This is a genomic window from Halomicrobium sp. HArcht3-1, from assembly GCF_058933345.1.
Map to the genome: position 1 here is coordinate 98,718 of NZ_JBZYDM010000005.1, position 12,236 is coordinate 110,953.

The 12,236-nt window shown below is 64.5% G+C and carries 13 protein-coding genes; 6 read left to right on the plus strand and 7 right to left on the minus strand.

Features of this window, described 5'->3' with window-relative positions; translation table 11 throughout:
* Window positions 1-51: 51 nt before the first annotated feature.
* Window positions 52-1,017, minus strand: coding sequence for a C-terminal binding protein (locus AC5FRW_RS10210; RefSeq protein WP_493568347.1), 966 nt, complete (start codon window positions 1,015-1,017; stop codon window positions 52-54).
* A gap of 192 nt (window positions 1,018-1,209) precedes the next feature.
* On the opposite strand from AC5FRW_RS10210, the gene AC5FRW_RS10215 reads away from it, so the two are divergent.
* Genes AC5FRW_RS10215 through AC5FRW_RS10225 form a run of 3 tightly spaced genes read left to right on the plus strand, consistent with a single transcriptional unit; the run spans window position 1,210 to window position 3,773 of the window.
* Window positions 1,210-2,193 carry a Gfo/Idh/MocA family protein gene (locus tag AC5FRW_RS10215; RefSeq protein WP_493568348.1) on the plus strand — a complete coding sequence of 328 codons (984 nt, stop codon included), beginning with the start codon at window positions 1,210-1,212 and terminating at the stop codon, window positions 2,191-2,193.
* 49 nt (window positions 2,194-2,242) lie between these two features.
* Entirely contained in the window at window positions 2,243-3,325 is a 1,083-nt protein-coding gene (locus AC5FRW_RS10220) for an aminopeptidase (RefSeq protein WP_493568349.1), read from the plus strand.
* A 31-nt stretch (window positions 3,326-3,356) separates the two neighbouring features.
* Complete coding sequence (locus AC5FRW_RS10225) at window positions 3,357-3,773, plus strand: dCTP deaminase/dUTPase family protein (protein ID WP_493568350.1); 417 nt, start codon at window positions 3,357-3,359, stop codon at window positions 3,771-3,773.
* Window positions 3,774-3,880: 107 nt separating this feature from the next.
* Here AC5FRW_RS10225 and AC5FRW_RS10230 read toward each other — a convergent pair whose 3' ends face one another.
* Together AC5FRW_RS10230 and AC5FRW_RS10235 are read right to left on the minus strand one after the other, a co-directional pair.
* Entirely contained in the window at window positions 3,881-4,210 is a 330-nt protein-coding gene (locus AC5FRW_RS10230) for a hypothetical protein (protein WP_493568351.1), read from the minus strand.
* An 87-nt stretch (window positions 4,211-4,297) separates the two neighbouring features.
* Entirely contained in the window at window positions 4,298-5,326 is a 1,029-nt protein-coding gene (locus AC5FRW_RS10235; RefSeq protein ID WP_493568352.1) for an LLM class flavin-dependent oxidoreductase, read from the minus strand.
* A 140-nt stretch (window positions 5,327-5,466) separates the two neighbouring features.
* On the opposite strand from AC5FRW_RS10235, the gene AC5FRW_RS10240 reads away from it, so the two are divergent.
* From AC5FRW_RS10240 to AC5FRW_RS10250, 3 genes are all read left to right on the plus strand, one after another.
* The gene (locus AC5FRW_RS10240) at window positions 5,467-5,862 is read left to right on the plus strand and encodes a 30S ribosomal protein S6e (protein ID WP_493568353.1); all 396 of its coding nucleotides are present in this window, start codon (window positions 5,467-5,469) and stop codon (window positions 5,860-5,862) included.
* Window positions 5,863-5,868: 6 nt separating this feature from the next.
* Complete coding sequence (locus AC5FRW_RS10245) at window positions 5,869-6,297, plus strand: DUF7112 family protein (protein WP_493568354.1); 429 nt, start codon at window positions 5,869-5,871, stop codon at window positions 6,295-6,297.
* A 110-nt stretch (window positions 6,298-6,407) separates the two neighbouring features.
* Entirely contained in the window at window positions 6,408-7,286 is an 879-nt protein-coding gene (locus AC5FRW_RS10250; RefSeq protein WP_493568355.1) for a CheF family chemotaxis protein, read from the plus strand.
* Between the two features lie 84 nt (window positions 7,287-7,370).
* On the opposite strand, the gene AC5FRW_RS10255 is transcribed toward AC5FRW_RS10250, so the two are convergent.
* The 4 genes from AC5FRW_RS10255 to cheA are packed head-to-tail and all read right to left on the minus strand — an operon-like array spanning window position 7,371 to window position 12,235.
* Window positions 7,371-8,234 carry a CheF family chemotaxis protein gene (locus AC5FRW_RS10255; protein ID WP_493568356.1) on the minus strand — a complete coding sequence of 288 codons (864 nt, stop codon included), beginning with the start codon at window positions 8,232-8,234 and terminating at the stop codon, window positions 7,371-7,373.
* Between the two features lie 5 nt (window positions 8,235-8,239).
* Window positions 8,240-9,469, minus strand: coding sequence for a HEAT repeat domain-containing protein (locus AC5FRW_RS10260; protein WP_493568357.1), 1,230 nt, complete (start codon window positions 9,467-9,469; stop codon window positions 8,240-8,242).
* Window positions 9,466-10,275 carry a CheR family methyltransferase gene (locus AC5FRW_RS10265; protein WP_493568358.1) on the minus strand — a complete coding sequence of 270 codons (810 nt, stop codon included), beginning with the start codon at window positions 10,273-10,275 and terminating at the stop codon, window positions 9,466-9,468. Before AC5FRW_RS10265 ends, AC5FRW_RS10260 begins: the two co-directional genes overlap by 4 nt.
* A 13-nt stretch (window positions 10,276-10,288) precedes the next feature.
* Complete coding sequence (gene cheA, locus AC5FRW_RS10270) at window positions 10,289-12,235, minus strand: chemotaxis protein CheA (protein WP_493568359.1); 1,947 nt, start codon at window positions 12,233-12,235, stop codon at window positions 10,289-10,291.
* Between the last annotated feature and the right edge of the window lies 1 nt (window position 12,236).

Here is a 12,236-nt window from a genome sequence, read left to right on the forward strand (position 1 = left end):
CACCGGTAAATCGCTACAACCGTCCGTATGAAACAGTGACAGCCGGCAGTATCAGAGCCAGTCGAGTTCCGGGTCGATGCGGTCAGGTGGGGTCTCACCGGCGAGTGCGGCCGTGAGGTTCCGTGCAACTGTCTCGTTGAGTTCCTCGCGGGCCTCGACGGAGTACCAGCCGGCGTGCGGGGAAAGCACGCAGTTGTCGAGCGCGCGGAGTGGGTCGTCTGCTGCCGGTGGCTCCTCACGGCGAACGTCGAGACCGGCAGCCGCGATCTGGTCGCTCCGAAGTGCGTCGACCAGTGCCGACTCGTCGATCAGGCCACCGCGCGCGGTGTTGACCAGCACGGCGTGGTCCCGCATTTCGTCGAGCGCGTCGGCGTCGATCAGGTCCTCGGTCTGGTCGGTCAGGGGCGCGTGCAACGAGACGTGGTCCGCCTGCGTACAGAGTTCCTCGAAGGTCACCTTCCGCACGCCGGCATCTGCCATCTCGTCGGCGTCGACGTATGGATCGTACGCGATCACGTCGAGGTCGAACCCGCGGAGGCGGTCGTGGAATCGGCGAGCGATCGGTCCGAACGAGACGAGACCGAGCGTGGTCCCCGGAAACCGGTGGATCGGGCGGCCATCGTCCCACGCCCACGCGCCGTCCCCGGTCGCGCGGTCGTACTCGGCGACCTTGCGCACGCAGTCGAGCAGGAGCGCAACGCCGTGGGTCGCGACTTCGTCGGTGCAGTACTCCGGGACGTTGGTGACGGTCACGCCGTGGTCGGCGGCCGTCCCGACATCGATGTTCTCGAAGCCCACGCCCGCGCGTGCGATGATTTCGAGGTCTGGAAGTTCGGCGATCACTGCCGCCGGGACCGGTGTGTTCACGTCGACGACGAGACCGACTGCCCCGGCGGCGGCTTCGACGATCGCTTGCTCACTGTCCAGTGTCGCGACGCTGACGGCAGCGTCCGGGACGCCATCGGCGATCACCGCGGGGTCGATCATCGGATCGTCACTGACGAGTATCTCGTCCATAGAGGAGACTGAGTAAGTCAGTGGGTAAAAGGCCGCGGTGGCGACGCGAACGGATGATGGCTGATAAACCAGTTCCCGCGATATCAAATGCACTGCAGAAGGTATCGCGGCGTCGAACGAGACAGGGGCGAGTCCGTAGTCCGGCCCACGAGTGGGTCAGCGTTTATGCCACGGCCGTGCGCACGTTTATGCATGGAGTTCGGTATCCTCAGCACGGCGAAGATCGGGCGTGAAGACGTGATTCCGGCGATTCAGGCGAGCGAGCACACGGTCGGTGCCATCGCCTCCCGGGACGGGGATCGAGCGCGTGCCGTCGCCGACGACCTGGGAATCGAGCGATCATACGGGAGCTACGAGGCATTGCTTGCCGACGACGGCATCGACGCCGTCTACAATCCCCTCCCGAACGGGCTACACGCAGAGTGGACACGCGCGGCCGCCGACCACGGCCTGCACGTCCTCTGTGAGAAGCCACTGACCGCCGACGCCGAGGAGGCCCGGGCGCTGTTCGACTACTGTGCCGAGCAGGACGTGACGGTAATGGAGGCGTTCATGTATCACTTCCATCCGCGCACGGAGCGCGCCCGCGAAATCGCAGCCGAGCAACTGGGCGACATTCGCCACGTCGAAGCGACGTTCACGTTCCAGATGGGCGACCGCAGCGACGACATCCGCCTCGATCCCGACCTGGCCGGCGGCGCGCTCATGGACGTGGGCTGTTATGCCGTCAGTGCGACGCGGAACCTGCTTGGCGAACCCGACCGCGTCTTCGCCCACGAAGCCGACAGCTACGACGCCGGCGTCGATTCACAGCTGTCGGGCCTGCTGACCTATCCCGGCGGTGTGTCCGCCCAGATCACCGGCGGCTTCGACACGCCGCTGACCCACGAGTACCGCGTCCTCGCCGAGGACGGCTGGCTCCGGGTGCCCGACGCCTTCGACGTCGACCCCGACCAGAATCTCGAGCTGTCGTATATGGCCGACGGCGAGGAATACACCGAGACCTTCGGCGGCGTCGACCAGTACCGTCTGCAGGTCGAGGGGTTCGCCGACGCCATCGAGCGCGGCGAGTCCCCACGCGTCGACCGGACGGAGTCGATCAACAACATGGCCGTCATCGACGCGCTCCAGGAAAGCGCCGCGTCCGGCCAGCCAGTCAGCGTCGACCACGAATAGCACGACCGGCCGGCAGTGGGGTTTTATTCGCACCGGCCGACGAGCGGGTATGGACCGACGAGTCAGCGACCACGCCGAGGTACTGGTCGACTGGAGCGCACAGATCGAAGCGGGCGACGACGTGATCGTACAGGTCGATGAAGGCGCACACGACCTCGGAGTCGCCGTCGCCACGGCACTGGGCGAACGCGGGGCGAATCTACTGGCGACCTACGGATCGGACGAGATGACGCGGGCGTACCTGCGTGCCCACGACGGCGACTTCGAGGACGATCCGACCTACGAGCAGGCCCTCTACGAACGAGCCGACAGCGTGCTCGTATTGAAGGGGAGCCGAAACACGGCCGAGTCGAGCGACGTGCCCGGCGAACGCCGGCAAGCCTACCGGCGGGCCCGCGAGGGAATCAGAGAGGCCAGACTCGACACCGACTGGGTGTCGACGCAACATCCGACCAGAGCGATGTCCCAGCGGGCGGGGATGAGCTACGAATCGTACCGCGATTTCGTCTACGACGCCGTCCTTCGGGACTGGGAGACACTGGCCGAGGAGATGGCCCAGTTGAAAGACCTGCTCGACGCGGGCGAAGCGGTTCGGATCGTCGGTGAGGGCACCGATCTCACCATGTCGATCACCGACCGAGTGGCGGTCAACTCCGCGGCCTCGGTGGCCTACGACTCGCACAATCTCCCGTCAGGCGAGGTGTTTACCGCACCGACCGCCACGGAGGGGGAGGTCACCTTCGACGTGCCCATGACCGTCGACGGTACGCGCGTGCGCGACGTGTACCTCGTCTTCGAGGACGGCGAAGTGGTCGACTACAGCGCCGCGCAGGGCGAGGCAGCCATCGGCGAGGTACTCGACACCGACGCGGGAGCGCGTCGGCTGGGCGAACTCGGCATCGGCATGAACCGCGGCGTCGACCGGATCACGGACAACATCCTCTTCGACGAGAAGATGGGCGGGACGGTCCACCTCGCACTCGGGCGGGCCTACGACGCCTGTGTCCCAGACGGACCGGGCAACGACAGCGCCGTTCACGTGGACCTGCTCACCGACCTCCGGGAGTCCGGCAGACTGGAGATCGACGGCGAGACCGTCCTCGAAGCGGGGCAGTTCCGGTGGGAGGAGTGAGCTTTTCAGCCAAGCGGCCGACCGTCCGGGCATGTACGCCGAGTACGTCACCGACATCGTCCACGAACCGACGCAGGGCCACGACGACGGCTTCGATCTGACGGTCGCCGAGGTCTACGAGGTGACCGAACCCGGCCGCGTCGACTTCGGTGGTGGTGAACTCGAAGCCGCCGAGACCGTCGCCCACGCGTCGAGCAAGCGCAATCCCGACGACGACTACGAGTGGTGGACGCTGGAGGCGGGGCAGTACCTGCTCGGATACAACGAGTCGCTGGCCGATGACGCGACGGTAACGGTCCAGCCCCGCACCGAACTGCTGGAACGGGGCGTCTCACACCCGACGCTCACGCTCGATGCACTCCACCGGATTCCCCTGTCGGTCGGCGGTGCGGGGATCAGGCTCAAAGAAAACGCTCGTGTGACGACGGTCGTCGACGCCCGAGAGTAGCCGACCCTCGCTGGGCAGATCGATGCTCATACTGTTGGCTGTAACTATTTCAAGATATTCGTCACTCCGTGATGGCGAAGTGCTTCACAGAATTACAGCCGACAGTATCACTCGCGACGGTGCCAGGACGGTGCATCGTCGAGAGCCGGGAGGGCAGATGCAAGATCGTTCTGGGCGGTCCCGTAGAACCGTTCCCGGCCGACCGGTGTTCGAAGGCGGACGAGACACGTCGCGCTCGTGACGCGGAACACCGACAGCGACCACGGCCGGCCAGTGTGGTCCCACTCACCGACTGCCGTCGATTGGTCGTCCTCGACGACGCGAGATCCGAGTTCCCAGCTCATCCGACTCACGTACGGGAGTTCGAACGGGACGACGGAGGGGAGTGTCACGTCACCGGTGCCATCGTCACCGCTCGGAGGACTATGTGTTGCCATACCTTGGAATCGAACATTGTCGATAATAAACATAGCCGTTCGCCGCTCTGAGTGTCTATCGTCCAACAGCCTCGCGAGGACGGCCGATCAGCGCGGCGTGAGCCCGACACCGTCGGCAAGCAGTTCGTGCGAGCGCAACGCGTCGTCGTGATCGGCGACGACGTGCTGGATCATCACCTCGTCGGCACCGACGCGATCCGAGAGCTGTTCGAGCAGTCCCGCGAGCGTCGATGGGCTACCCGACAGCGCACGCGGCCACTCGTCTTCGTCGAGGCGCGCGGGCGTCTGGTCGGGAACACCGCCGAGTTCGTCGATGGCAGTGTCGACCGACGGGGTCGTGCCGACCTCGCCCCGCTCCATCCGCTTGTAGCTCGCCTCGGCCACCGCTCGGAGGCGCGCCGCCGCCGCGTCGGTGTCGGCACAGACCGCGTTGACCGCGACCATGCTGTGTGGCTCGTCGAGACCGCCGGCCAGCCGCGAGGGCTGGAAGTGATCGATGTAGTCCTCGAAGGCGTACGCGGCGAACTGCGGTCGGATGAACGCAGCGAAGCAGTACGGCAATCCGAGTTCACCGGCGATCTGTGCGCTCGACGGACTGGAACCCAGCACCCACGGAACGGGTGGAGCCGCGTTCGAGCGCGGAATCGACAGGTCGGCGTAGGCGTGGCCGTCGGGATAGTCCTCGTAGAGGTGATTGACGACCGCCTCGACTTTCTCGGCGTGGTCTTCGTCCGGGTTCTCGACGTGGCGCTCGGTCCCGAACGCGCGGTCGACGGCCGGTGAGCCGTTCGCACGCCCCAGTCCGGCGTCGATCCGTCCCGGTGCAAGCCCATCGAGCGCACCGAACTGTTCGGCGACTTTGAACGGTCGGTAGTGGTTGAGCAACACCGCTCCCGAACCGAGCCTGATCGTCTCGGTCTCTGCGGCGAGATGGGCGAGCAACACCTCGGGTGTCGTCCCGGCGAGTCGATCACCCATGCCGTGGTGTTCGGCCACCCAGAACCGGGAGTAGCCGAGCCGTTCGGCCTGTCGCGCTGCTGCGACGGTGTTCTCGTAGGCATCGGCGGCAGTACCACCCTCGGGAACCGGAGAGAGGTCGACGACGGAGAGATCCATACCGTCGCTCGGAGACTCAGCCGAATAACGGTTCGGCCCGTGACAGTCGGCGAGTGGTACCAGCGGAGTACGGCGTGGCGTCGGGGCAAGTGGAGAGACAGTCCGACGCGCTTTTGAAGTGGCGCGCAATATCAGTGGGTATGGCAGAATTCACGGTCGCTCTCTCCGACCCGGAGACCGGCACCACCTACCAGCTCGATGTCGACGATCAGGACGCAAACCGATTCATGGGCCGCGAACTCGGCGACGAGGTCGACGGCAGTGCCGTCGGTCTCGACGGCTTCACGCTCGAACTCACCGGCGGCTCCGACGCGGCCGGTCGCCCGATGCGCCCCGACGTGCGCGGCATCGGCACGAAGTCGATCCTCACCGACGGCGGCGTCGGCTACAAGCCGACCCGCGACGGCGAGCGAAAGCGCATCACCGTCCGTGGCCGCGAGATCAGCGACGAGACCGCCCAGATCAACGCGAAAGTCAGCGAGCACGGCAGCGGCGAGGTCGCAGACCTGCTGGGCGAAGGCGACGACGACGAATAACCGGTCGTGGCCGACCGACTTCCGAGTGATCACGACGCCGTCGAGACCCGTCGGGTGACGATCGGACGCGTCGGGCGCACCGGCCGTCCCCGGATCGAACTGCCCGAGGACCTCGACCTGTCGGCGGACGACGTGATCGAGTGCGTGCTCGACGGGACGAGCTATCACGCCGCCGTCGAGACGACCCTCGACGGGACGCTGATGCTCCGTCACGTCACAGACAACAAGCGCCTCGCTCGCGAGGACGACGGTGAGAACCGCTTGGTCGAGTGGTTCGAAGCGAGTGACTGCGCGCTCGGTGGCTCGGTACACCTCGACATCGTGACCCCGGGATACACCTACGGGCTTCGGACACCGGGCCAGCGGGTCGTCTACTCGGCGACCGACGCCCCCGACGATTCGCTTGCCAGTATCGCGGAGCGACTCGACGAGTGAGTGCCTCGGCGGCGTCGCCCCACAGTATCAGCGGCGATTTTCGTTCTCTCGATTGATATTGGCGCGAAACCCATAAGATTCCTGCCGCGGTAGGAGACGACGAGTGATCAATGTCGGAATCCGTCATCGCTGATTTCGTCGGCAATTTCAACGCGGAGGTGATGGCGACCACCGAACCGGTTCGGGGGCGGGTGCTGCTCAGCCAGAAGCGACTGGTGCTCGCGGCCAACGAGAACGACAAGTTCACCATTCCGTTGTCGTCGGTGTTCGACATCGCCGTCGGCCACATCCCCCCGGATCTGGGTGACTTCTTCGACTCGACGGTGACGGTGGCGTTCGAGCGCGATCAGGAACGCTACGTCGCGGTCGTCGAGGCCGAAGATGACAAGATCACGAAGTTCTCGACGGTGCTGTTCAAGGCGATCCTCAACGGAACCGAGACGACTGTCAAGGAACGCGCGCGGGTCGGTGGCCGGGTGACCGACGAGGAGTTCTCGACGGCACGCCTGTACATCGAGGACGGGACCGTCGAGTTCCGCTCGCCGAATCGTTCCTTTATGGTCGATCTGGCGACAGTGACGGACTTCCAGCGGACGACCCGCGAAATCGGGGGTGCCAACCGGCCGACACTCACCTTCCGGCACATGATGAACGGGACCGCAGTGACGACGATGGCAGCGATGCCCTCGCCCCGAAAGATGTCGATCCTCGGCCGATACCTCCGGCTGGAGTACAGCGACCTCATGGAGGAGTTGCGCGACATCGAACTCACCAACGACAAGACCGAGATACTGGTCGCAATCTACTCGACTGGCGATATGGAGGGGATGCCACTGGCGGACATCCTCGGTATCGACGGCGCACAGGTGACGATGTTGCTACAGGATCTGGAGGACGACGGTCTCGTACAGGACTCACCGGACGGTCCAGCACTCACACCAAAGGGCGAGGTCGTCGCGAGTCGCTACCTCGAAGACGTGAACTCCTGAGTGCGCTCACCGGCGAGATGGCCGGTCGCAGTCACTGCCACGGCAGCGACCAGCGAGGCGATCAAAAAGAGCAGTTGCAGCGAGTCACTGCTCGGAGACCGCTTCCCCGGCGATCGAGCGACCACGAGCCTCTAGCTCGACTTCACGGCGCGTTCGCACGGGTTCGAGGATACCATACTCGATGAGTCGGTCGTAGATCTCCTCGACTTGCTCGATGTCCATGCCGACGAAGTCAGGGATCTGGAAGGGTGACACCCCGGTGTACAGCGCCATGAGCACCTCGTTCTCTTCTTTCGAGAGTTCCACGTCGACCTCGTTGGCCTGTTCGCCACGGCGGACGTAGGACGCCAGCACGGACACGTCACTTTTGCTGCCCGAAACGTGGGTCTCGACGCTGGTCCCTTCGATAGTGTGTTCGACCTCGACGACGCGGCGTTGTTTGCCCATCACGGTCTTTGTCTGTAACTCGGCGCTGCCAACGTCGTCGACTTCGAGTTCGACGAACGAACCGGACGTGAGCGCCAGATCGACCGCGTCGTCGCCGATCTTCATGCGCCCTTTCTCCCAGTCGGCGTCCTGGACGACTCCGCCCTCGACGGCCGGGTGTTTGACCAGCACGACGGTCTGGTCGAGCAAGGCGCTGTACAGCGTCGCCTCGAACTCCTCGATGTTCTGGGGCGCGATGAGGGTGACGTTGGCACCGACCTGCAAGGAGAGATAGCCAGACACCTTCGCGATGGCCCTGTTGACGTTGTCCCGGCCCGTGATCGAGGTGATCTTCGAGAGCGGGATCTGGCGCTTGCCTTCGCTACTGACCAGTACCATCCGCCGGTTCGAGAGGATGATCCGACCGGGCTGCCAGTCGATGTCGTTTCGCTTTCGGCCGTCGGTGACGACCTGTACGAACTTGCCCTTCGTATCGGCCAGTTTCTGTTCGCCGTTCCCCATCTACCTCACCGCCGTCCGCCGAGTTTCGAGATAGCCGAGAACGCGCGTTTGCGGATCGTCTCGTTCTCGGTGTCGTTGATGATCCGATCCAGCGTCTTGCGTGAGCGTTCGGTGCCGATCTTGCCCAGCGTGAAGATCGCCTGTGCGCGCACGTCCGGGTCGTTGCTGTCGTCCTCGACGACCGACAGCAGGCGCCGTTCCACGTCGTCACCACCGATCTCTGCGAGGCTGGTGGCGGTGAACTGCCGGAGCATCTGATCGTCCTCGAACAGCGCGTCGATCAGCGATTCGATGACGCGCGTGCGCTCTTCCTCGCCGGTGACGCGCCCCAGCAGCCACGCCGTGTTCCGTCGCTGTGCGGGCTGGCTGCTCTCTTCTAGAATCTCGACCAGTGGGACGACGACGCTGCGGTCGTCGGTCGAGGAGAGTTTCTCGACGACGGTGTCCCTGATCTGGTGGCTCTGCTCGGTCGGGACGTTCGAGAGCAGTTCGATCAGCGAGTACACCGCCGCCTGACGGACCGCCGGTGACTCGTCGGTCAGAGACTCGACCAGATAGTCGACCGGCCGGTCGTTGCCGAAGTTGCCGAACGCACCGACAGCGATCCGCCGGACGCGCTCGTTGTCGTCCTCGTACAGCGGTAAGAGTGCCTGCAGGGCCTGTCGATTGCCGACCGCACCCATCGCGTTGGCTGCCTCGCGACGGACGGCCGCCTTCGGGTCGGACAGCAGCGATTCGAGCGGTGCCACTGCTCTCGGGTCGCCGATCTTGCCACAGGCTCGCGCGGCCCGTGCCCGGACGCGCGGGTCGCTGTCGTCGAAGGCGTCGGCGAGGTGACTGACGGTGTCTGCCTGTTCGAGCTGGCCGAGTCCGTTGGCCGCGGCCATCCGCAACTCCGGCACGTCGGCGTCAAGTGCCTGCACGAACGCCTTGGCTTTGACCCACCCAGCGCCACCGTCCTCGCCGAAGTCGACGCCGGCCATGTCGGCGATCAACTGTTCGATAGCGTCGCCACCGAGTTCGTCCAGCGAGTCGACGGCACGGGCGGCGATGCGGCTGTCGTCGCTCTGGGCACCGCCGACCAGTGCGTTGACGATGTCCTTGCGGTCGTCGTGTTCTGGGAAGTTTCCGAGTAGCTCCGCTGCACGCGCACGGACCTTGGGGTTGTCCGCTTCCCGGAGCGCCCGAATCAGGTCCTGTACTTTGCCGTCCCGTTCCAGTTGGTAGAGGCTCATGACTTCCGGTAGATGCGGTGTTGCTTGTCCACCGCCTCGAAGGAACTACGACAGGCGGAGGGCAGCGTCTCGGTCATCCCGATCATCAGATAGCCGTCGGCCCGCAGCGACTGTTCGATCGTCTCGAAGATGGGGACCTTGAATTCGCCGTCGATGTAGATGAGCAGGTTTCGACAGAAAACCAGATCGAAGTCCCGTTTCGGGTCGCCACGGATCAGGTCGTGCTGTTCGAAGGTGACCATATCAGAGACCGGTTTGCGCACGCGGAACGCATCGCCCTCCTGCTCGATGTAGTCCTCGTAATCGTCGAGCGGGGCCAGTTCCTTCGCGATGTCGGTCGTATGGGAGGTCTCGTAGGTGCCCTTGCGGGCCTCGCGGAGGATGTCGTGGTTGATGTCCGTCGCTAGAATCGAGACGGATCGGTCGTCGATTTCCGGGTCGTCGAGTGCGAGCATCGCCGCCGAGTACGGTTCCCGGCCGTCGGCACAGGGCGCACTCCAGAGGCGCACCCGACGTTTCTGGGCAGTCAGGTCACGGAGAACGCTCCGCAAACTCTCCCACGCCTCGGGGTTGCGGAAGAAGCCGGTGACGTTGATCGACAGCGAATCGAGCAGTTCCTCGCGCTCGCCGTCGTCTCGCTCGAGCAATCGCTTGTACGCCTGATAGGTGTCGGTGTCGGTCCGGCGCATTCGAGCGGTGATCCGGCGGTCGAGGTACGCATCGTTGTAAAAGCCCGACTCGAAGTCCATCTCCGACCCGATGAAATCGATCAGGGTCTGGAACTGACGCTCGTCACCTTTGCTCATCGTCGGTCCCCCATCATAGCGTCACCACGTCGAGGATGTGGACGATGTTGCCATCGCCGAGCACCGCCGTCCCGGAGAGACCGGGCGTGCCACTGAGGATGCCCTCCAGTGGTTTGACGACGACTTCCTCCTGACTGTTGACCGAGTCACAGTGTAAGGCGACCTGTCGCTCGGATTCTCTGACGCGGACGAGCATACCGTCGCCGTTGGCGTGTTGCCCGGGCACGTCGAAGGTATCCCCGAGGTGGATGATCGGGTAGATCTCGTCGTTGTGCTTGATCACTTCCTTGCCGTTGACGTGCTTTTTGTCGTCGGCGCGGGTGATCTCGTCGACGTTCTTCAGCGGGATGCCGTACTCCTCGTCACCGACCTCGACGAAGAGAACCTTCACGATAGCCATCGTCACCGGCAGGCGCAGCGAAACCGTCGATCCCTGTCCCGGCGTCGACTCGACGTTGACCGAGCCGTCCAGTTGTGTGACGGTGTCGTGGACCACGTCCATCCCGACGCCGCGCCCGCTCGTGTCCGTGACCTCGTCGGCCGTCGAGAAGCCCGGATGGAAGATCAGGTCGTAGATCGCCGAGTCGTCCATCGCTTCGAGTTCCTCGGGCGACCGGACGCCCTTCTCGATGGCCTTGTTCTTGATCCCCTGCACGTCGAGACCGGCACCGTCGTCCTCGACCTCGATGATGACGTGGTCGCGCTCGCGAGAGGCCCGGAGTTCGACGGAGCCGGTCCGGGGCTTGCCCTTCTCTTCGCGCACGTCCGGTGCTTCGATCCCGTGGTCGACCGAGTTCCGGAGGATGTGCATCAGCGGATCGGATATCTCGGTGAGGATCGTTCGGTCGAGTTCGATGTCCTCGCCTTCGATCTCGAAGTCGACTTCCTTGCCCAGTTCCCGCGAGAGGTCCCGCACGAGGCGGGGGAACTTCCCGACGACCTTCTTCAGCGGGATCAGGCGCATGTCCATCACCGTGTTCTGGAGGTTCGCCGTGATCTTGTCCAGTTCGTTCAGATTCTCGCTTGCACCGTCCAGATCGTCTTGCTCGACGGCGCGGCGAAGCTTGATTCGGCTCGTCACGAGCTGTTCGACCAGTCCGTGGAGGTCGTCGAGCTGGTCGACGTCGACGCGGACGGACTTGATCTCGTCGACCTTGTGCTCGGTGGTGCCACCGCCACTGCTCGCGTCGCTGCTGAGTTGGTCGGTCACGTCGGTCCCACTGGCGTCTTCGACCTTGCCGACGCTGTCGAGGGTCGCTTCGACCGTCGCCACGTCCGGCGCGTCGAGATACAGGACGAACGTCTCCTCGAAGTCACCGTCCTCGACGGTGTCACGGTCGGGAGCGGCGTCGAGGACGGCGAAATGGTCCTCGATGGCTTCGATCGCCAGCATGGCATCGACGCCGAGCATGTCCGAGTCGCCGACTGAAACCGTCGTGGCGACGACGCTGTCGTCGGCCGCATCGGGACTGAGGTCCGTGTTTGCCGTCAACGAACCGCTGTCAGCGCCTGCCGAGACGACGGTGTCCTCGCCCTCGTCGTCGCCGCTGGCACCACCGGTAGCGTCCTCGGCGGCGTCGACACCCTCTTCGAGCACGGTTCGAAGGTCGTCGACGATGGCGTCGACGTCGGTGTTCGATTCACCATCGGCTTCGATCTCGCCGACGATCACTTCGATCTTGTCGACGCCCGCGAAGATCAGGTCCATCACGTCCGACGTGACTGGCATGTTGCCATCGCGCATCTCGTCCAAGAGATCCTCGATGGCGTGGGCCAGCGACGCCGCATCGTCGAACCCCATCGCACCGAAGTTCCCTTTCAGGGTATGAGCGGTGCGGAAGATCGACTCCATCGCCTCGGTGTCTTCTGGATCGGATTCGAGATCCAGCAGTGAGTTGTTCAGTTCCGTGATCGCCTCTTCGCTTTCTCGAATGAACGCGTCGAGATACTGGTCGTTCATG